The sequence below is a fragment of the Dactylosporangium sp. NPDC050688 genome, assembly GCF_040654515.1.
Taxonomy (GTDB): Bacteria; Actinomycetota; Actinomycetes; order Mycobacteriales; family Micromonosporaceae; genus Dactylosporangium.
Map to the genome: position 1 here is coordinate 119842 of NZ_JBFAIC010000003.1, position 20253 is coordinate 140094.

19 protein-coding genes are annotated in these 20253 nt (G+C 72.9%); 11 read left to right on the forward strand and 8 right to left on the reverse strand.

The features are described 5' to 3' along the window. Nucleotides 1-9: 9 nt before the first annotated feature. The 4 genes from AB0H83_RS04680 to AB0H83_RS04695 all read left to right on the forward strand — a co-directional run bounded on the left by AB0H83_RS04680 (nt 10) and on the right by AB0H83_RS04695 (nt 5521). Nucleotides 10-552, forward strand: a complete 543-nt coding sequence (locus AB0H83_RS04680) for a GNAT family N-acetyltransferase (RefSeq protein WP_360086793.1) — start codon at nt 10-12, stop codon at nt 550-552. Between the two features lie 247 nt (nt 553-799). Then, nucleotides 800-2962, forward strand: a complete 2163-nt coding sequence (locus AB0H83_RS04685) for a discoidin domain-containing protein (RefSeq protein WP_360086796.1) — start codon at nt 800-802, stop codon at nt 2960-2962. Nucleotides 2963-3080: 118 nt separating this feature from the next. After that, complete coding sequence (locus AB0H83_RS04690; RefSeq protein WP_360086799.1) at nt 3081-4382, forward strand: DUF1996 domain-containing protein; 1302 nt, start codon at nt 3081-3083, stop codon at nt 4380-4382. A gap of 98 nt (nt 4383-4480) precedes the next feature. Further along, complete coding sequence (locus AB0H83_RS04695) at nt 4481-5521, forward strand: LacI family DNA-binding transcriptional regulator (protein WP_360086802.1); 1041 nt, start codon at nt 4481-4483, stop codon at nt 5519-5521. 3 nt (nt 5522-5524) lie between these two features. On the opposite strand, the gene AB0H83_RS04700 is transcribed toward AB0H83_RS04695, so the two are convergent. Then, nucleotides 5525-6919 carry a PLP-dependent aminotransferase family protein gene (locus AB0H83_RS04700; protein ID WP_360086805.1) on the reverse strand — a complete coding sequence of 465 codons (1395 nt, stop codon included), beginning with the start codon at nt 6917-6919 and terminating at the stop codon, nt 5525-5527. Nucleotides 6920-6966: 47 nt separating this feature from the next. Between AB0H83_RS04700 and AB0H83_RS04705 the strand changes: the two genes are divergently transcribed. Next, nucleotides 6967-8250, forward strand: a complete 1284-nt coding sequence (locus tag AB0H83_RS04705) for an FAD-binding oxidoreductase (protein ID WP_360086808.1) — start codon at nt 6967-6969, stop codon at nt 8248-8250. Between the two features lie 42 nt (nt 8251-8292). Here AB0H83_RS04705 and AB0H83_RS04710 read toward each other — a convergent pair whose 3' ends face one another. From AB0H83_RS04710 to AB0H83_RS04720, 3 genes are all read right to left on the reverse strand, one after another. Further along, entirely contained in the window at nt 8293-9348 is a 1056-nt protein-coding gene (locus tag AB0H83_RS04710) for a hypothetical protein (protein WP_360086811.1), read from the reverse strand. Between the two features lie 26 nt (nt 9349-9374). Next, nucleotides 9375-10265 (reverse strand): hypothetical protein, encoded by an 891-nt coding sequence (locus AB0H83_RS04715; RefSeq protein WP_360086814.1) that lies wholly within the window; start codon nt 10263-10265, stop codon nt 9375-9377. 200 nt (nt 10266-10465) lie between these two features. Next, nucleotides 10466-11593: an SPFH domain-containing protein gene (locus AB0H83_RS04720; protein WP_360086817.1), complete on the reverse strand. Its 1128-nt coding sequence runs from the start codon at nt 11591-11593 to the stop codon at nt 10466-10468. A gap of 79 nt (nt 11594-11672) precedes the next feature. Between AB0H83_RS04720 and AB0H83_RS04725 the strand changes: the two genes are divergently transcribed. Then, nucleotides 11673-12353, forward strand: coding sequence for an NUDIX domain-containing protein (locus AB0H83_RS04725; protein WP_360086820.1), 681 nt, complete (start codon nt 11673-11675; stop codon nt 12351-12353). Here AB0H83_RS04725 and AB0H83_RS04730 read toward each other — a convergent pair. From AB0H83_RS04730 to AB0H83_RS04745, 4 genes are all read right to left on the reverse strand, one after another. Further along, nucleotides 12332-13117, reverse strand: a complete 786-nt coding sequence (locus AB0H83_RS04730) for an ABC-2 family transporter protein (RefSeq protein WP_360086823.1) — start codon at nt 13115-13117, stop codon at nt 12332-12334. The genes AB0H83_RS04725 and AB0H83_RS04730 overlap by 22 nt on opposite strands. 1 nt (nt 13118) lies before the next feature. Continuing rightward, on the reverse strand, nt 13119-13904 hold the full coding sequence (locus tag AB0H83_RS04735; protein WP_360086826.1) for an ABC-2 family transporter protein: 786 nt from the start codon (nt 13902-13904) through the stop codon (nt 13119-13121). Continuing rightward, nucleotides 13901-14905: an ATP-binding cassette domain-containing protein gene (locus AB0H83_RS04740; RefSeq protein ID WP_360086829.1), complete on the reverse strand. Its 1005-nt coding sequence runs from the start codon at nt 14903-14905 to the stop codon at nt 13901-13903. The genes AB0H83_RS04735 and AB0H83_RS04740 overlap by 4 nt, the downstream gene beginning before the upstream one ends. 94 nt (nt 14906-14999) lie before the next feature. After that, on the reverse strand, nt 15000-15488 hold the full coding sequence (locus tag AB0H83_RS04745) for a GNAT family N-acetyltransferase (RefSeq protein WP_360086832.1): 489 nt from the start codon (nt 15486-15488) through the stop codon (nt 15000-15002). 170 nt (nt 15489-15658) lie between these two features. Here AB0H83_RS04745 and AB0H83_RS04750 point away from each other — a divergent pair, with 170 nt between their 5' ends. Genes AB0H83_RS04750 through AB0H83_RS04770 form a run of 5 tightly spaced genes read left to right on the forward strand, consistent with a single transcriptional unit; the run spans nt 15659 to nt 20253 of the window. Then, nucleotides 15659-17026 carry a TrpB-like pyridoxal phosphate-dependent enzyme gene (locus AB0H83_RS04750; RefSeq protein ID WP_360086835.1) on the forward strand — a complete coding sequence of 456 codons (1368 nt, stop codon included), beginning with the start codon at nt 15659-15661 and terminating at the stop codon, nt 17024-17026. Then, complete coding sequence (locus AB0H83_RS04755) at nt 17023-18063, forward strand: DMT family transporter (protein ID WP_360086838.1); 1041 nt, start codon at nt 17023-17025, stop codon at nt 18061-18063. The genes AB0H83_RS04750 and AB0H83_RS04755 overlap by 4 nt, the downstream gene beginning before the upstream one ends. Continuing rightward, nucleotides 18060-19598: an AMP-binding protein gene (locus AB0H83_RS04760; RefSeq protein ID WP_360086841.1), complete on the forward strand. Its 1539-nt coding sequence runs from the start codon at nt 18060-18062 to the stop codon at nt 19596-19598. Before AB0H83_RS04755 ends, AB0H83_RS04760 begins: the two co-directional genes overlap by 4 nt. Next, complete coding sequence (locus tag AB0H83_RS04765; RefSeq protein WP_360086844.1) at nt 19595-19882, forward strand: phosphopantetheine-binding protein; 288 nt, start codon at nt 19595-19597, stop codon at nt 19880-19882. Before AB0H83_RS04760 ends, AB0H83_RS04765 begins: the two co-directional genes overlap by 4 nt. Further along, a complete protein-coding gene (locus AB0H83_RS04770) occupies nt 19879-20253 on the forward strand; it encodes an ectoine synthase (RefSeq protein ID WP_360086847.1) in 375 nt (124 codons plus the stop codon). The genes AB0H83_RS04765 and AB0H83_RS04770 overlap by 4 nt, the downstream gene beginning before the upstream one ends.

Here is a 20253-nt window from a genome sequence, read left to right on the forward strand (position 1 = left end):
GACCTGGTCGTGACCACACCTCTCATCGAGGTGGCGACCCCCGCGCACCGTGCCACGGTGGTCGCCACCGTCGTCGCCGCGTTCGCCGCCGACCCCGCGTTCCGGTTCTTCTGCCCCGACGACGCCACGTACCCGCGCGAGGCGGAGGCGATCGCCGGCGGGCTGTTCGACGCCCGGGTCGGGCACGGCACCGTCTGGGTCGCCGACGGCGGCGCCGCGGTCGCCATGTGGGACGGGCCGGACGCGCCGCCGTCCAGCCATGCGCCGACCGGGCGGTTCGCGGTGTACGAGCACGCCGTCGCCGCCGTGATGCCGACCCATCGGCGCTGGTACCTCGGGGTGCTGGCGTGCCACCCGGCGCACCGCGGCCGGCGGCTGGCCCGGGCCACCATGGGCCCGGCGCTGCGGCGGGCCGCCGGCGACGGGCTGCCCGCCCTGCTGGAGACCTCCAACCCCGGCAACGTCGAGGTGTACCGCCGGGTCGGCTTCGACGTGATCGAGCACCTCACCGTCGGCGACGAGCTGCCGGTCTGGATCATGCGCCGTCCGTAACATCGCGTCGCCGGTGCGCTGACCTGGGGAGAGCGCTCCCGCACCCGGTCGTATCAGGCTTCGCCACTGTGCGGCAACGGGGGAACCGGCTGTGAGCTGCTGGTAGTCGATGTTCGGAGAGCGCTCTCCGATTCGGGCGGAAGCATTGACACGGTTCGAGCAAGGGTTCACAGTGACCGGATGAGAGAGCGCTCTCTCGTCCCGCCGCAACACACTGGTCACCCGAGCGACATGAATGGAGCTCCCTATGCCTTGGTCGGCACCCGCCCCCGGCCATCGACGTCTCTCACGATCTACGACCGGCCGGCGCACCCTGCGCGCCGGTGCCATCGCCACCGCGGTGGCCGCGATGCTGTGCGCCTCCATCGTCGTGGTCGTGACCCGCGCCGACGCCGCGGAGACCCTGCTGTCGCAGGGTAAGCCCACCACCGCGTCCTCGACGGAGAACGCCGCCACCCCCGCCTCCAGCGCCACCGACGGCAACACCGGGACCCGCTGGTCCAGCGCCTTCAGTGACCCGCAGTGGATCCAGGTCGACCTGGGCTCCACGCAGACGATCACCCGGGTCGCCCTGAACTGGGAGGCGGCGTACGCGACCGCGTACCAGATCCAGACCTCCGGCAACGGCTCCACCTGGACCACCGTCTACAGCACCACGACCTCCACCGGCGGCAACCAGAGCCTGGCCGTCACCGGCTCCGGCCGTTACGTGCGGGTCAACGCGACCGCCCGGGCGACCCAGTACGGCGTGTCGCTGTGGGAGTTCCAGGTGTACGGCGGCAGCGCGTCCGTCGGCTGCGGCACCACCAACGCGGCGCTGGGCAAGGCGGCCACCGCCTCCTCGACGGAGAACGCCGGCACGCCCGCCGCGTCCGCGTTCGACGGCAACCCCGGCACCCGCTGGTCCAGCGCCGCCGGCGACCCGCAGTGGGTCCAGGTCGACCTCGGCAGCACCCAGAGCATCTGCGGCGTGTCGCTGAACTGGGAGGCGGCGTACGCGACCGCGTTCCAGATCCAGACCTCCACCAACGGCACGACCTGGACGAACATCTACAGCACCACGACCGGCACCGGTGGCGTGCAGGAGCTCACGGTCAGCGGCTCCGGCCGGTACGTGCGGCTCAACGGCACCGCCCGGGCCACCCAGTGGGGCTACTCGCTGTGGGAGTTCCAGATCCGCACCCAGGGCGCGCCGCCCACCACGAACGACACCCCGAGCACCAGCCCGAGCCAGCCGAACGGCAACACGGTGCTGCTGTCGTACAAGAAGCCGGCCGTCGCGTCGACGTCGCAGAACGACAGCAACTGCAACCCGTGCACCCCGGACAAGGCGTTCGACAACGACCCCGCCAGCCGGTGGGCGACCAGCCCGACGAACGGCTGGGTCGACCCGGGCTGGATCTACGTCGACCTCGGCGCGACCGCGCAGATCAAGCAGGTCGTGCTGCAGTGGGACCCGGCGTACGCCGTGTCGTACCAGCTGCAGACGTCGGCGGACGCGGTCAACTGGGCGCCGATCTACACCACCACGACCGGCAAGGGCTTCAGGGAGACCCTGACGGTCAACGGCACCGGCCGCTACGTGCGGATGTACGGCACCCAGCGCTCCAACGGCTACGGCTACTCGCTGTGGGAGTTCAAGGTGTACGGCACCGGCGGCCAGCCGGTCCAGCCGCCGGCGAACCCGGCCGACCCGGTCTTCCCGGCCACCAACCTGGTCTGGTCCGACGAGTTCAACACCGGCACCAATGTGGACCTGACCAAGTGGACGGTCGACCCCGGCACCGGCCAGAACGGTGAGATCCAGTACTACACGAACCTGGAGAACACCTCCATCCAGGGCGGCTCGCTGGTCATCGAGGCCCGCAAGCAGACCCTCGGCGGCCGCGACTACACCTCGGGCCGGATCAACACCAGCAACAAGTTCTCCACCCAGTACGGCCGGATCGAGGCCCGCATCAAGGTCCCGAAGGGCAATGGCCTGTGGCCCGCCTTCTGGATGATGGGCACCGACTTCCTGACCGGCCGCCCCTGGCCGTACAACGGCGAGATCGACATCATGGAGATCCTCGGCCGCAACACCAACGAGATCTACTCCACCCTGCACGCGCCGGCCTACAACGGCGGTGGCGGCTATGGCCAGAAGATCTCCACGGTCGACCTGTCGCTGGACTACCACGTCTACTCGACCGAGTGGGACAGCACGAAGATGACGTTCCGCGTCGACAACCAGGTCATCCTGGTCGCCAACAAGGACACCGTCGAGACGACCCGCGGCCCGTGGGTGTACGACCACCAGTTCTACCTGATCCTCAACCTCGCGGTCGGCGGTGACTTCCCGGGCCCGATCGACGCCACCACGCCGTTCCCGTCCCGGATGTACGTCGACTACGTGCGGGTGTACAAGTGAGCGGCCCGGAGCGTAGCGGAGGTGACGGCATGAGCGGCCCGGAGCGCAGCGGAGGGCTGCGAATCAGCAGCTCAGGGTGGAGCTCAGGCTGGCGCCGGAGCGCAGCGGAGGTGACGGCATGAGCGCCCGGGTTCTGGGGAGGGGCCTGGTCAGGAAGTCGCTGATCGGCCTGGCGCTCACCGCACTGGTCGGGACGTACGCTGCGACGCGTGCTTTCTCGGCGGACGCCGCCGAGGTCCCGATCTCGCAGGGGAAGCCGGTCACGGCGTCCTCGGTGGAGAACGGGGGTGCCGCCGCCGCCAACGCGGTCGACGGCAACGGGGGCACCCGGTGGTCGAGCGCGTTCAGCGACCCGCAGTGGCTGCAGGTCGACCTGGGCGCGCCCGCCACGATCACCCAGGTGGTGCTGAACTGGGAGGCCGCGTACGCCCGCGACTTCACCATCCAGACGTCGGCCAACGGCACCTCGTGGACGACGATCCACACCACCGTGAACGGCACCGGCGGGGTGCAGACGCTCAACGTGTCCGGCTCCGGCCGGTACGTGAAGCTCAACACCACCCGCCGGGCCACGCAGTACGGCGTGTCGCTGTGGGAGTTCCAGGTGTTCGGCACCGGCGGGAGCACGCCCACCGGTGCGCCGACCACCATCCCGCCGGGCGCGGTCCGGGTCGCGGAGTTCCTCGCCGACTGCCCGTTCAGCCACCGGCTGCCGGACGACCCGATCGTCTTCCCGGGCCTGCCCGGCGCGTCGCACATGCACAGCTTCTTCGGCAGCACGGTCACCAACGCCAACACCACCGTCGACGACCTCGCCAACGGCCCGAGCAACTGCAACCCGGCCGTCGACAAGTCCTCGTACTGGGTGCCCACCCTGTACCAGGACGGGGTTGCGAAGGAGCCCGTGATCACCACGTTCTACTACCTCGGTGAAGGGGTCAGCGACGCCGTGCGCGAGCAGACCCAGTCGCTGCCCTACGGGCTGCGGATCGTCGCCGGCAACGCCAAGGCGACCGCACCCGACGCGACCACCATCTCCCGCTGGTCCTGCCTGCACCACAACGAGGCCGGCGCGGGGAAGGACTTCATCAACTGCCCGGCCGACTCGATGCTGGAGTCCTACCTGGACTTCCCGCAGTGCTGGAACGGGCGTGACCTGGACTCGGCCGACCACAAGAGCCACATGGCCTACCCGGTCAACGGAGCCTGCCCGGCGACGCACCCGGTGCCGGTGCCGAAGCTGCGCCAGGTCCTGCGGTACCCGGTCAACGGCGACCCGGCACGCATCCGGCTCAGCTCGGGTGCCGGGTTCACCATGCACGGCGACTTCTTCAACGCCTGGCCGCAGGCCGAGATGGACCGCCGGGTCGCGTACTGCATCCGCTTGAAGGTCAAGTGCGGCGCCGACGGGCGCGCGTAACCACCTGGGAACCGGCCGTGGATGGACGTGCCTGGACCGCCGTCCATCCACGGCTCCCTTTTTCTCACCGCGCGGGGGCACGATCTACCGTGAGAACCATGACGGGCAGCGACACGCGACCACCGACCCTCGAACAGGTCGCCAACTACGCCGGGGTGTCCCGCGCCACGGTCTCCCGCGTGATCAACGGGGTGCAGACCGTCGACCCCGAGCTGCGGCGCACCGTCGAGCGGGCGATCGCCGCCACCGGCTACGTGCCGAACCTCGCCGCCCGGTCGCTCGTGACCCGCCGTACCGACTCCATCGCCCTCGTGGTGTCGGAGCCGGAGAACCGCGGGTACGAGACGCCGTTCCTCATCCGCACGTTCACCGACCCCTACCTGGGCCGGGTCACCGCCGGCGCGCAGGAGGTGCTCCGCCCGCTCGGCATCCACCTGGTCATCTTCCTCGCCGACCCGCCCGCCCGCGAGCACGTGCTGCGGTACCTGCGCCAGGGCCACGTCGACGGCGCCCTGCTCATCTCCAGCCACGTCGACGACCCGCTGCCCGGCCAGCTCGTCGACCTCGGCGTGCCGTGCGTGCTGTCCTGCCGCCCGGGCAGCCCCGTGCACACCAGCTTCGTCGACGTCGACCAGCGCGCCGGGGTCCGCATGGCCGTCGACCGCCTCGCCGCCCTCGGCCGCCGCCGCATCGCGACCATCACCGGCCCCCTCGACATGCCCGCCGCCCAGGACCGCCTGGCCGGCTTCCGCGCCGCCGTCGCCGCCCACGGCCAGGCCGACGCCCCCTACGTCGAGGGCGACTTCACCCGCGGCGGCGGCGAGCGCGCCGCCCGCACCCTCCTCGCCGAACACCCCGGCGTCGACGGCGTCTTCGTCGCCAACGACCTCATGGCCGACGGCGCCCTGCGCGTGCTGCAGGAAGCCGGCCGCCGGGTCCCCGACGACGTGGCCGTGATCGGCTTCGACGACAGCACCGCCGCCCTGGAGTGCCACCCGCCGCTGAGCACGGTCCGCCAGCCGGTCGAGGAGATGGCGGGGGAGATGGCCCAGCTGCTGCTCACCCGGATCCGCGAACCCGGCCGCTCCCCGCGCTCCGTCATCTTCAACCCGCAGCTGATCCTGCGCGCCTCCGCCTGAGCTTCACGGCTGTTCGAGGCTTTGCAGCGCGGCGGCGAGGATGGTGACGGCCTCCTCGATGGCGTCCTCGGAGAGGTGGCCGTACCCGAACAGCAGCCCCGGCGGGCCGGGGGCGAGGCGGAAGCGGCCGACGCCGTACACCGCGAGCCCTCTGGCCAGCGCGGCGGCCTCCACCGCCGCCTCCGGCAGGCCGGGCGGCAGCCACGCGACGAGGTGCTGGCCGGCCGCGATCCCGGCGGGGCGCAGCTGCGGCAGGTGCCTGGTGAGGGCGGCCAGCAGGGTGTCGCGGCGGCGCCGGTACAGGGGGCGCATCCGCCGCAGGTGCCGGTCGAACTCGCCGGCCGTGAGGAAGTCCGCGAAGGTCAGCTGATCGAGGGCCGGGGAGCCGCGGTCGGCGAGGACCTTCGCCTCGACGACCGGGGCGACCAGGCGCGGCGGCAGGACCATCCAGCCGAGCCGCAGCCCGGGCGCGAGGGTCTTGCTGGCGGAGCCGACGTACGCGACCCGGTCCGGGGCGAGGCCCTGCATGGCGCCGACGGCGGCCCGGTCGTAGCGGTACTCGGCGTCGTAGTCGTCCTCGACGACGAGCGCGTCGCGGGCCGCGGCCCACCGGATGACGGCGGCGCGGGCGGCGGCGGGCAGGACGCCGCCGGTCGGCCACTGGTGCGACGGGGTGAGCACGAGCGCGTCGGCGTCTACCGCGGCCAGCGCGGTCACGTCGATGCCGTCGGGGCCGACGGGGACGCCGGTGACGGTCAGGCCGGCGGCGACGGCCAGGGGGCGGGCGTCGTCCTCACCGGACGGGTCCTCGACGGCGAGGCGGGTGGCGCCGCCCGCGCGGAGCACCTGGATCAGCAGGTTCGCCGCCTGCGCGTAACCGGCGCAGATGACGATCGTCTCGGGGCGGGCGTCGGTGCCGCGGACCCGGTTGAGGTACTCGGCGAGGGCGGTGCGCAGCTCCGGGGTGCCCTGGCCGCTGGTGTAGCCGAGCCGGTCGGTGGGCGCGGTCGTCAGGACCCGCCGGATCGAGCGCAGCCACGCGGCGCGGGGGAACCGCGACACGTCGGTGCGCCCGTAGCCGAAGCTGATCCGGGCCGGCGCCGCGGCCTGCGCCTGCGGCACGGCAGCCGGGGCCGGTCCGGTGGCGATCGTGGTGTACCCGCCGGACCGGCTGGTCAGGTAGCCCTCGGCGGTCAGCTGCTCGTACGCCGTGACCACCACGCCGCGCGAGACCCCCAGCGACGCGGCGAGGGCCCGGCTGGACGGCAGCGCGCTGCCCACGACGAGCCGGCCGCCACGGATGCCGGCCCTGATCGCCGTCTCCAGCTGGCGGTGCAGCGGCCCGCCGGCCGGGTCGAGCGCGACGAGCAGCTCCGGATTGGTCCTCTCGCGTGCCACGAAAACGGACCTTACCGCCGGGTCCAATCGGCGGGAAGCTCGATCGCATGACGACAGGAACAGCACAGGTGCTCCGGGCCGGTGACCGCGGCTACGACGACGCCCGGCGGGTGTGGAACGCGATGTTCGACCGCCGGCCGGCGATGATCGTGCGGTGCCGGTCCGTGCAGGACGTAGCGGCTGCCCTCCGCGCCGCCCGGGAACGCGGCCTGGAGGTGTCGGTGCGGTGCGGCGGGCACAGCGCGGCCGGGTTCGGCGTCACCGACGGCGGCATGATGATCGACCTGACCCCGATGGGCCGGGTGCGCGTCGATCCGGTGCGCCGCCGCGCGTGGGTGCAGGGCGGCGCGCTGCTGGGCGCGCTCGACGCCGCCGCCCAGCGCCACGGCCTGGCCACCACCGCGGGCAACGTCTCGCACACCGGTGTCGGCGGTCTCACGCTCGGCGGCGGGATGGGCTGGCTCGCCCGCCGGTACGGTCTCGCCTGCGACAACGTGCTGTCCTTCGAGGTCGTCACCGCCGGCGGCGAGGTGCTGCGCGTCGACGCCGGCTCGCACCCGGAGCTGTTCTGGGGCCTGAAGGGCGGCGGCGGCAACTTCGGCATCGTCACCGAGTTCGAGTTCGCGCTGCACGGCACCGGCACGTCGGCGCTCGTCGTGGAGGCGACGTTCACCGGCGCCGCCCGGCACGCGGCGATGCGCCGCTGGCGCGACGAGCACCTGACCGCGCCGCGGCAGGCGACGTTCACCGCGTCCAGCGCCCCCGGCACCCTCACCCTCGGCTACGTCTGGGTGGGTCCCGGGTCCTACTCGCCGGCGTTCGTCCAGGGCGGCGCCGTGACCCGGCAGCCCATGTCGTACCTGCGGCTGCAGCGCCGCGACGACACCACGGGCCGGCACGCGCTGCGCCGGTACGGCCGCTCGCACTACCTCAAGACGATGCCCGACGCGGCCGTGGACGCGTTCATCGCCGCGGGTGAGCACTGCGGCGCGGGCCTGCAAGGGTACGGCGGCGCGATCGCCGACGTGCCGCAGGACGCGACCGCGTTCGGCCACCGCGACACCATGTTCGAGTTCGGCGCCGGCACCTCGTGGACCGACCCGGCGCAGGACGACGCCCGCCGGGCGGCGGCGCGGGCCGCGGCGGCGCTGCTCGATCCCTTCTCCGGCGGCGTCTACGTCAACTCGCTGGGTAACGAGGGCGCCGCGGGGCTGCGCCGCGCGTACCCGCCTGCGAAGCTGGCCCGGCTGACCGCGCTGAAGGACCGCTACGACCCGGACAACGTCTTCCACCTGAACCAGAACGTCAAGCCTTCAAAGGACGCGCCATGAGCAGGCTCGTCGTGCACCTGCTTGCGGCGCCGGTCCTCAGGGCTAGCGGCGGCGGGTCGTGCGGCGGCGGGCCGCGGACCTGACCTTCGCCTTCGACTTCGACTTGGACTTGCGGCGCGGGACGGTCGCCCGCCAGCGGCGCTGGCGGAGGATCTTCTCGTAGCGCTCGACGAGCCGCTCCCGCTCCTTCTTCGTGCAGCCGAGGTCCTCGGGTTCCAGGTGCGCGATCCGGTCGGCGATGACGGCGGCGGTCGCGTACCGTGCCCAGGTCGGCTTCTGCCGTGCCAGGTGCCGGGCGTGCGCGGCCAGGACGTAGCGGGCCGGCGGGTAGTCGGCGAGCGTCGTGCCCTGGCCGGAGCCGTCGGCCAGCGCCCGCAGCAGCGCCCCCGTGTGGTCGACGAGCTCGTCGTCCACCTCGCCGGCGATGATCGCGGCGTGCAGGTGCGCGGCGGTGGCGACCGCGCCCGCGGTGACCGCGTCGAGGTCGTCGCCGGCGCAGGCGTGGCGCAGCAGCCAGGCGCGCACCTCGGGCAGGACGGCGACCTCGCACAGAGCCTCGATCGCGTGGACTCGGCCCCAGCCGCGGGTGCGCTCGGCGAGCCACAGCAGCGCCTCGATGCCGGCGTCGCCGCGGTGGCGCAGCGACTCGGCGGCGAGCGCGCCGAACTCGGCGGACAGCAGGCCGATCGTGCGGATCAGCTCGATGTCCTTGTCCGACGTCGTCGCCTCCGTGCCGAGCAGCGCCAGACCGACGGCCACCTCGCGCCGGTCGACGCCGTGGCGCACCAGCCACCGGCCCGTGCGGCGGACCCGTTTGCGGCCCGCCCGCAGCGCCGCGGCGGCGACGTGCTCGTTGTCGTGGACCGGGACGTACACCTCGTCGAACGCGCCGACGAGCGCCCTCGGCGCCGCGGCCGGCGAGGCGAAGTGCGCGTCGAGGATGGCGGCGACGTCCGCGCCGACCCGCCGCGCGTCGCGGCCGATCGGGGTGCGGGGGCGCGCATCGTCGGGGAACGGCTCGCCACCGGCGGGCAGCGGGTCGTCCTTGCCCTGGCGGTGCAGCAGCACTGCGTGGTCGTGGAGCCGTTCACGGATCATGGCCAGAGATGGTGTCACACCGCAGGTCACATGACGAGACGCAGTTTTCTGGCGGCGACGCCGACCGTGACCCGCTGCCCCCACGACAGCTCCAGGCGGTCGGGCTCCAGGCCGTCGGCGAACACGACCAGGCCCTCGCCCTCGCTCGCCAGCTCCAGGGTCTGCGCGCCGTCGAGCCGGCCACTGGTCAGCGTGACACCGGTCGCCGGGGACGGCCACGCCTCCCGCACGAACCAGGTCAGCGCCGGCTCCCCCGGTGCCGGGCTCGCCGGGGCGTCCGCGCGCTGCCGGGCGATGGAGGAGCACCAGCCGGTGGCGCCGGTGCCCGTACCGACGACGACACCGGACGACGAGTGCCGCTCCCGCGATCCGTCCGATGTGGACAGTGTGTAGCGCGCCGACTGGTGGGTGACGTGCCCGAAGTAGACCTCGTTGAGGCCGAGCAGCTCCTGACCGTCGTCGAGGGCGGCGGACACCATCGTGCGCTCCTGCACGGGCAGGCCGGGCAGGTCGCGCAGCAGCCGGCGCAGCTGTCCCGGCGGATGGCGTACGAGCACGCCCGGGTTCCTGTCGGGGGCCGGGTTGACGCCGATGACCGGCTGGCCGTCGAGGTACTTGGCGACGTTGGCGACGAGCCCGTCCTGCCCGACGGCGACCACGACGTCCTCCGGGGCGAACAGGAACCGCGACAGGTCGGCCCGGTCGAGGTGGCCGCGGCGCCAGTCGGCGGGCACGGCCGCGCCGGCGGTGGTCAGTGCGGCCTGCTGGGCGGCGTGCCGGGCCGCGACCTCGTCCAGGTCGCGGCCCCGTTGGCGCAGGAAGTACGCGGCGGCGGCCATGGTGCCGTGCCGGGCGAGCAGCTCGTCGAGCTCGCTGCGCCGCGACACGAGCACCACCCGCGGTGCGAGCGTGCTCACGACGGCCCTGCCCACATGCTCATGACGGATCGCTCCTTGAAGACCAACGCGACGAACGCGACGGACGGACGGCGTGGCGGCGCGGCGGACGGCTCAGGCGGTGGACCGCGGGCGGCGCACGACCCGGCGGCGCCGGACCCGCAGCACCCGGCGCGCCGGCGACCACCGCCGGGCGAGCACCGTCCGGCTCGCCGCCCCGGTCACTGCTGGCCCCCGTGCGACTGACCGCCCAGCGCCCGGCCGCCGAGCCGGTCGACGAGCCCGGTCAGCACGTCCGGGGTGACCGTCAGCTGGCCGATCTCGGGCAGGTTGCCGGCCAGTTCCCGCAGCGCCAGCGCCTGCAGGACGCCGGGCGGCAGGTCCCGGTACGCGGCCAGGCGCGCGGTCTCCGCCTCCGCCTCGGCGAGCCCGACGGCGCGCACGCCCTCGGCGCGGGCCTCGGCGCGCAGCCGGTCGGCGTCGGCCTCGGCGGCCGCGGCGAGCCGGGCCCGCTCGGCGTCGGCGAGCGCGGTGACCTTCGAGCGTTCGGCGGCGGCGGTGGCCGCGACCTGCTCCCGCTCCGCCACGGCCTGCGCCGCGACCAGGGCGGCCGCGGCGTCGACCTCGGCCTTGCGGTGGGCGTTGGCGCCGTGCTGCTCGACCAGCTGCTGCTCGCGGCGGGCCAGCTCGATCTTGTTCTGCAGCTCGTTCTCGGCGATGGCCCGCTCCTGCTCGACGGCGCGGGCCCGGCGGGCGTACGTGGCCCGGTCCGCGTCCTGCTGCACCGCCTCGCGGGTCGGGGTCTGCAGGGCCCGCTCCAGGTCCGGCTCGGGGCGGATCGCCACGACGCGGGCGCTGACCACGCTGACGCCGGTCTCGGTGAGCCGCGGGTCGCCGCTGAGCGCCCCGGTCACCGCCTCGCGGACCGGGGCGATCCCGGTGGTCAGCGCGTCGGTCAGCGACAGCCGGGCGAGCAGGTCCAGGGCCGGCTGCTGGGCGAGCTCGGCGAGGAGGGTGGCGACCTGGTCCAGGGGCTGGCCGCGCCACGAGCCGGCCCGCGGGTCGACGGAGAAGTCGAGCCGGGACGCGGCGACGTCGGGGGCGCTGATCCGGTACGTGACCGTCGCCTGCACGGTGACGTCGGCGAAGTCCGCGGTCCGGGCGTGGAACAGCAGCGGCAGCTCGCGGTCGTCGACGGGCACCTCGGACAGCACGGCGGTCAGCGGCCGGTAGTAGAACGACTGGCCGATGCCCTCGTGGCGGACCTTGCCCTTGACGTGGTGGCGGACCCAGGAGGTCGGCGCGCCGCGCAGGTGGCGCAGGAAGAAGCGGGTGGTCACGTCAGCCATGGTGGCTCCTACCTCATGCGTTATCGTCGTACTGACGATAACCGTCTCCGTCCTTTCTCGTCAATGTGGTGATAAGTACATGACATTCGCCGTGACCGTCGACCTGGTGATGCTGACGATCCGTGAGGGTGCGCTGTGCGCGCTGCTGATCCGCCGGGCGATCCCGCCGTACCAGGGCGGCAGCGCGCTGCCAGGAGGGTTCGTGCTGCCCGACGAGGACCTCGACGACGCCGCCGAGCGGGAGCTGGTGGAGGAGACCGGGCTGCGCGGCGCCGGGCACCTGGAGCAGCTGGGCAGCTACGGCGCGCCGGGCCGGGACCCGCGCGGGCGGGTCGTCACGATCGCCTACCTGGCCCTCGTGCCGGACGCGCCGTCACCGCGCGCCGGCAGCGACGCCGCGGCCGCGGACTGGGTGCCGGTCGCGAAGCTGCCGGAGCTGGCGTTCGACCACGGCCGCATCCTCGCCGACGGCATCGAGCGGGCCAGGGCGAAGCTCGAGTACACGCCCCTCGCGGCGGCGTTCTGCCCGCCGGAGTTCACGATCGCCGAGCTGCGCGGCGTGTACGAGGCGGTGTGGGACACCCGGCTCGACCCGCGCAACTTCCACCGCAAGGTGACCTCCACCGACGGCTTCGTCGAGGCGACCGGCCGGTCCACCGCCGGCGAGCGGGGCCGCCCCGCGCAGCTGTTCACCCGCGGGGCGGCCACGGTGCTGTACCCGCCGCTGCTGCGCAGGGGTCAGTTGCCGGCGCTCTCGTAACGGCGCAGGCCGCGGGAGAAGACGAACCAGGCGACCGCGAGGCAGTAGGCGGCGACGAGCGGGGTCAGCAGCCCGACCCACGCGGTGCCGCCGCCGAGCAGGAACGACACGGGGAAGAAGCTGACGAACGCGAACGGCAGCGCGAAGCCCAGCGCCGCCTTCAACGCGAGGGGGTAGATCGACAGCGGGAACCGGGCGAGGTCGCCGACCTGGTGCACGGCGAACGCGAACAGCGGGCTGGGGCTCTGCATCCAGAACGACACCGAGTTCGTGGCGAGGTTGATCGCCACCTTGATCGCGATCGCGGACAGCAGCACCACGACGCCGGCCGCGATCCGGCCCGCGGACCAGTCCACGGCCAGATTCGCCAGCGCGAAGCCGAGCATGAGCCCGCCGGTGACGATGTTGGACAGCCCGTTGACGCCGATCTGCATGCTGCTGACCTGCAGGACCACCGGGTACGGGCGGACCATCATGTAGTCGAGGTCGCCCTGGTTGATCTGCCAGGCCAGGTTCCACATGCCCTCGAAGAACAGCGAGCCGACACCCTCCGCGATCGCCACCATCGCGAACATCGCCACGACCGCCCAGAACGACCAGCCGTTGATGTGCGGGACCTTCGCGAAGATCGCCGCGAGGAAGACGACGTTGACGACCTGCATGACGACCGTGGCGGCCATCATGATCCAGAAGTCGCTCTCGTACTCCAGCAGCGAGCGCACGTGCGCCCCGAGCAGCCGCACGTAGAGCCGGACGGTGCGCATGTCATCCCCCGTTCACGGTCAGCCGGCGCAGCCCGCGCCGGAACAGCAGCCGGGCGCCGAACCACATGGCGAGGACCCAGCCGAGCTGGGCGGCGACCAGCAGCAGCGCGTGCGTGCCCGACGCCCGCCCGATGAAGATCAGCGCCGGGGTCGAGGTGAGCCCGGCGAACGGCGACCACTGCGCGGCGGTCGCCAGCCAGCCCGGGAAGAACGCCAGCGGCACCAGCGCCCCGGACAGCAGGCTGGTCAGCGCCTGCCTGGCCCACAGCACCCCGACGAAGTTCTCCGTCCAGAAACAGGCGAGGGTGCTCAGGTACGACACCGCGAACTTCAACGGCACCAGCAGGACCATGCTGGCGGCGAACAGCGCGAGCATCGGCCCGGACGGGGTCCGCAGGGCGCCGCCGACCGCGACGGTGACCGCCACGACGGCCACCACGGCGACGACCTCGATCCACACCCCGCCGGCCGTCTCGGCGAACCGGGCCCGCTGGTAGTCCACCGGCTTCACCAGGTCCAGCGCGACCAGCCCGGAGCGGATCCGGTGCGACATGCGGAAGTCCACGAACGTGCCGACCAGGGTGGCCGAGGCGAACCCGACCACCAGGTAGGCGCGCATCTGCGGCCAGTCGAAGCCGCCGACCTGCCCGCCGGTGAGCAGTACCCGCCACACCGCCAGCAACGCGATCAGCTGGAACGCGACCCCGCCCAGGGACAGCAGGAAGTTGGCCCGGTACGCCAGCGCGCTCAGTGCCGCGGCCCGGGCGTGCGCGAGGTACGGCTTCACGGCGTGAGCACCAGCTCGCCGGAGTACACCCGCCGGATCACGTCCTCGATGGACGGCTCGTCGACGCCGAAGTCCACGAGGTTCGCCAGCGGCGCGAGCGCGGTGACGACGTGCCCGGCGGTCATCGTGAACCGGTCGAAGCGCACCGAGAACTGCAGCGGCGTGTCCCCGGCGGTGACCTGCGCACCCGGCAGTGCCGCGCGGACGTCGTCGAGCGCGGCGGCGGTCTCGGTCTGCACGTTGAGGATCCGTTCGCGGGCGAACGCGTCCTTCACCGCCTCCAGGTCCCCGTCGAAGATGATCCTGCCCTCGTCGATGATGACCAGCCGCCGGCAGAACCCCTCGATGTCGCCGAGGTCGTGGCTGGTCAGCATGACCGTGGTGCCCTCGTCGCGGACCGTGCGGAAGAACTCCCGCACCCGGTCCTTCACCGCGAGGTCCAGCCCGATCGTCGGCTCGTCCAGATACACCACCGGCGGGTCGTGCAGCAGCGCCGCCGCCAGGTCGGCGCGCATCCGCTGGCCCAGCGACAGCTTCCGGCCGAGGACCGGCAGCACCTCACCGAGCTCCAGGACGTCCTCGAACCTGGCCATGCGCCGCCGGTACGTGCCGTGGTCGATGCCGTACACGTCGCGCAGCACGGCCAGGGACTCCGACACCGGCAGGTCCCACCACAGCTGGGTCCGTTGCCCGAACAGCACCCCGATGCGGTGCGACACGGCCATGCGGTCCCGCTGCGGCGACAGCCCGTCGATGCGCACCTCGCCCGAGGTCGGCACCAGGATGCCGCTGAGCAGCTTCACCGTGGTGGACTTGCCGGCGCCGTTGGGCCCGACGTACGCGACCGCCTCACCCGCCTCGATCGACAGGTCGACGTGATCGACGGCGGTCTTGTCCACGAACCGCCGCACGAAGAGATGTTTGATGGCCCCCCGCATCCCCGGATCCTTGTCCGGCCTGCGGAAGACCTTGGTCAGTTCTCGAGCCTCCACAAGTGCCATCGCCGCCGAGCCTAGTATTTCTTCGCGACTCGTATTAACCGGTTTTCCGCGTGCGGAGGATGCTGACGGACGCCGCCGGGCAGCCGGCGGGCGGTCAGGCCTGCCTGGCGAGGTCGGCGAGCGGCGCGCCGGTGAGCCGGTAGACGGCGATGTCCTCGCCGAGCACGGAGGGGATCTCGGCGCCGATCGAGCGGTAGTACGCGGCGGTCGGTTCGTTGGTCGGCCGGCCCCACCACTGCATGTGGCGGTAGCCGCGCTCGGCGCAGACCGCGGCCAGGGTGCTCAGCAGGGCGGTGTCGACGCCGGTGCCGGCGGCGTCCTCGCGGATGTAGATGTCGTCGATGTGGATCGCGGTGCCGCGCCAGGTGCTGTAGACCAGCGCCCACAGGGTGTACCCGACGACGTCGCCGGTCTTGTCGTCGACCGCGAGGTGGGCCCAGGCGACGGGGGCGGGTCCGAACAGGGCGCGGCCGAGTTCGGCCTCGTCGGTGCTGATCTGGTCGGTCGCCCCTTCGCTGGCGGCCATGCCGTGCACCAGCGAGTGGAGGAGGCCGAGGTCGTCGGCGGTGGCTTCACGAATCATGGCGGTCACCGTGGCACGTGACCGTCCGGGTGGGCACTGGGGCTTCTCCTAGACATTCGCCGCAACTCCTACCCGGGTGCAGGGTTTGGCGCCGACCATGAGCTGCCGGCGGCTACTTCGGGGCGTGGCCTCCGCGCTCCCGTTGCCCATCGCGCAGAGAGGCGGCCTCGATGGAGGCGGTACGGTTCGAGCTCAGCCCCTCGGAGATACCCGAGACCTGGTACAACATGGCCGCCGACCTCGAGTATGTGGCGCCGGCACTGAGCCCGGCGACCGGCCGGCCGGTGACCCGTGACGACATGCTGCGCACGATGCCGGAGGCGCTGGTCGACCAAGAGCTCAGCCGGGAGCCGGAGTTCGAGATCCCGGGTGAGGTGCGGCAGTTCTACGCGCAGTGGCGGCCCACACCGCTGATCCGGGCCCGCAACCTGGAGCGGGCACTGGACACCCCGGCGCGGATCTACTTCAAGCACGAGGGTGTCGGTCCGACCGGCAGTTTCAAGCCGAATTCGGCGGTCCCGCAGGCGTACTACAACAAGCGGGCCGGCAAGTCGGGGCTGATCGCCGAGACCGGCGCCGGGCAGTGGGGCAGCGCGATCTCGTTCGCGGCGTCGCTGTTCGGCCTGGACGCCAAGGTCTTCATGGTGCGGGTGAGCTTCCAGCAGAAGCCGCACCATCGTTCGCTGATGCAGATGTTCGGGGCGAGCTGCACGCCGAGCCCGAGCGCGGAGACCGAGGCGGGGCGCGCGGTGCTGCAGGAGCAGCCGGACTTCCCGGGCAGTCTGAGCGTCGCGAAGTCGGAGGCGTTGCAGGTGGCGTTCTCCGATCCGCGGTGGGGCTACACGCGCGGCAGCGCGCTGAACCACGTGTGCGCGCATCAGACGGTCATCGGCCAGGAAGCCATCGTGCAGATGCAACGGGCCGGCGACTACCCGGACATCGTGGTGGCGTGCGCGGGCGGCGGCAGCAACCTGGCCGGCCTGGCGTTCCCGTTCCTGCGGGCGCGGCTGCGCGGCGGGCCGCAGGTGCGGCTGATCGCCGCGGAGCCGGCGGCGTGCCCGTCGCTGACCCAGGGGCGGATCGCCTACGACTTCTCCGACACCGCCGGGCTCACCTCCCTGACCCGCACGCACACGCTGGGGCACAAGTTCGTGCCGCCGCCCGTGCACGCGGGTGGTCTGCGGGCGCACAACATCGCCCCGCTGGTCAGCCGGGTGGTGGAGGAGGGCCTGATGGAGGCGGTCGCGTTGCGGCAGCGGGACTGCTTCGAGGCGGGGGTGCTGTTCACCCGGACCGAGGGCATCGTGCCGGCTCCCGAGTCGACGCACGCGATCCGCGCCGCGGTCGACGAGGCGCTGCGGGCCCGCGAGGAGGGCGTGGCCAGGACGATCCTGTTCGGGCTCTCGGGGCACGGCAACTTCGACCTCAGCGCCTACGAGCGGTACCTCGGCGGTGCGCTCGCCGACGACAGCATCGACCCGCAGGCGCTGGAGATCGGGCGCAACAGCATCCCGGTGCTGGCCGGAGCGGCGTCATGAAGGGGCTCAGCGCGCTGCAGTTCCTCGCCCTGGGGGTCATCTGGGGCTCCAGCTATCCCCTGATCAAGCTCGCCGGTGAAGGGCTGAGCCCGGGCCAGCAGGTGCTGGGCCGCCTGGTCCTCGGATCGGCGGTGCTGGTGGTCGTGGCCGCGGTCACCGGGTCCCGGTTGCCGCGGTTCGGGTTCGTGTGGGTGCACATCACCGTGACCACCGTGCTCGGCATGGTCGCCCCGTTCCTGCTGCTGGCCTGGGGTGAGCAGCACACCAGCGCCTCGATGGCCGGCGTGCTCACCGCCGCCACCCCGCTGCTGACCCTCGCCCTGGCCACCGTGCAGCTGCGCAGCGAACGGGCGACGGTGCGGCGCACGGCCGGGGTGGTCCTCGGGTTCGCCGGAATCGTGCTGGTGATGGCGCCGTGGTCCGAGCTGGGCGGCACGATCGGCGGCCAGCTGGCCTGCCTCGCCGTCGCCGGGATCTATGCCGCGCACGCCGTGTTCGTCCGCAAGTTCCTCTCCGACCGGGGCATCCCGCCGGTCTCGTCGGCGGCGGCCCAGACCCTCGTCGCGACGGTGCTGCTGGCCGTGCTGCAGCCGTTCCTCGGCTGGGACAGCCCGTCGGTCACCTGGCAGGTGGCGTTGAGCATCGTGCTGCTCGGCGTGTTCGGCACCGGCCTGGCGTACGTCCTCTACAACCGGCTGATCGCCGACATCGGCGCGACCGGCGCGTCCGGGGTGAACTACCTGGTGCCGTTCATCAGCCTGCTCATCAGCGCGGTGTTCCTCGGCGAGGCGATCACCTGGAACGTGCTGGCCGGCGGCGTGGTGATCGTGGTGAGCATCCTGCTCGGCGAGGACCAGCTGCGGCCCGGCGCCTGGCGGCAGCCGTCCGGCGACGCAGCGTCCGCCGGTGACGGCGGGAGCCCGCTTGACGGTGGGGAGCCGCCCGGCGGTGGGGAGCCGCAGCGTGTCCCGGAGCCGCAGCGCACCTCGGGGCCGCCGGTCGCGGCAGCCGCACCGGCCACCCGGGAGGAGTCATGACCCTCCAGCCGCCCGCCGACGCGGTGCGTGCGGGAAGGCTGCCGGCCGACGCGGTGCGTGCGGGAAGGCTGCCGGCCGACGCGGTGCACGCCGCGGCCCGGCTCGCGCCCGAGCGCGTCGCCGTGCTGCACGACGGCGCCGGGACCAGCTTCGCCGAGCTCACCGCCGCGAGCGGGGCCGCCCGGGTGGCCCTGGACGGGCTCGGCCTGCCGGCCGGGCAGCCGATCGCGGTCCGCGCGGCGAAGTCGCCGGAGACCATCGCGCTGATCCTGGCCTGCTTCGCCGCCGCCCGGCCGGTGCTGCTGCTCTCCGTCGACCTCGGCGCGCAGGTGGCCGCCACCCTGGTCGAGCGGGCCGGGTGCGCCGGCGTCGCCACCGCTACCGGCGCGGCGACCAACGCCGGCGGCGCTCCCTTCGACTGGGCTCCCGCGCCGGTCCCGGCCGGTGCGCCGGATCTGCCGCCGGACACCTGCCTCATGCTGACCACGTCCGGTTCGACCGGTGTACCGAAGATCGTCCCGCTGACCGGGGCGGCGATCTCCCGCTTCACCGCCTGGGCCGCCGGCGCGTTCGAGCTCGGCGCCGGCACCCGGGTGCTCAGCTACGCGCCGCTGAACTTCGACCTGAGCCTGCTCGACGTGTGGGCCACGCTGGGGCACGGCGGCACCGTCGTGCTCGTCGACCCCGACCGGGCGGCCAACCCCGCGTACCTGCTGGACCTCGTGCGCACCACCCGGCCGAACATGGTGCAGGCCGTGCCGATGTTCTACCGGCTGCTCCTGGACGCCGCGGCCGGTGCGGGCGGCGGGCCTCCCGTCCCCGAGGTGCGGCACGTCATCCTGACCGGCGACCACACGCCGCCCGTGCTGCGCGCCGCCCTGCCGGAGCTGTTCCCCGCGGCGGTCCTGCACAACGTGTACGGCTGCACCGAGACCAACGACAGCTTCATCCACTCGTTCGGCGCGGACGAGGCCCGCGACGGTGCGCTGCTCCCGATCGGCGCGCCGCTTCCCGGCGTGCGGGCCCACCTGGTCGGTGCCGATGGGGCGTCCTTCGCCGGGCCCGGCACCGGTGAGCTGGTGGTGTCGACGCCGTTCCAGGCCGCCGGGTACCTGGCCGGCGACCGTTTCCCGGTCCGCGACGGCCACGCCTGGTACCGCACCGGTGACCTGGTCACCCGCGACGACCGCGGCCGGCTCCTGCTGGTCGGGCGCACCGACTTCCAGGTCAAGGTCCGCGGCGTGCGGGTCAGCCTGGAGGAGGTCGAGCAGGTCGTGCTCGCCCACCCCGGCGTCGCCGAGGCCGCCGTGGTCGCGCTGCCGGACGCCGCGGCCGGGGCCAGGATCTCCGCCGTCGTGCGCCCCCGCTCGTCCGGGCTGACCGGCCTGCAGATCCGCAGCTGGTGCGCGCAGCGCCTCACCCGCGCCGCCATCCCCGCGGTCTTCGACCTGCGCGACGCCCCGCTGCCGATCGGGGTCACCGGCAAGGTCGACCGCGCCCGCCTCAAGAACGAACTGCAGAAGGAGCATGCGTGAGCCAGCAAGGCGAGATCAGCCAGTACCTCATCACGCAGTACCTGCCCGGGACCCCGGCAGAGGAGCTGCCGGCGGACTACGACCTGCTCGACAACGGTGTCATCGACAGCCTCAGCCTGCTGCAGCTGGTCGGCTGGGTGAGCGAGCGGTACGCGATCGCCCTCGACCAGATCGACCTGAACCCGGAGGACTTCCGCTCGGTGGCGGCGGTCGACCGCTTCATCACCCGTAACACCCAGGTCAGCGTGGCCGCCGCCAGCGGCAGAGAAGGAGTGGCACCATGATCGTCCGGGACCAGAGCCAGGTCAAGACGGTCGACTGGGGCAACGGCCTGAGCCGCCGTTACCTGCTCGAGGCCGACAAGATGGGCTTCACCGTCTGTCACACCACGGTGCGCCCGGGCACCAAGTCGCGGCTGCAGTACCGCCGGCACCTGGAGGCCTGCCTGTGCATCCGCGGCACGGGACGGGTGGTCACCGCGGACGGCCAGGAGCACGAGCTCACCCCCGGCGTCATCTATGCCCTCGACGAGCACGACGCGCACTTCCTGATCGCCGACCCGGACAGCGAGCTCGAGCTGATCAGCGTGTTCAACCCGCCGCTGATCGGCGACGAGGTGCACTCGCTGGACTCCGACGAGTTCTCCCAGTACTGA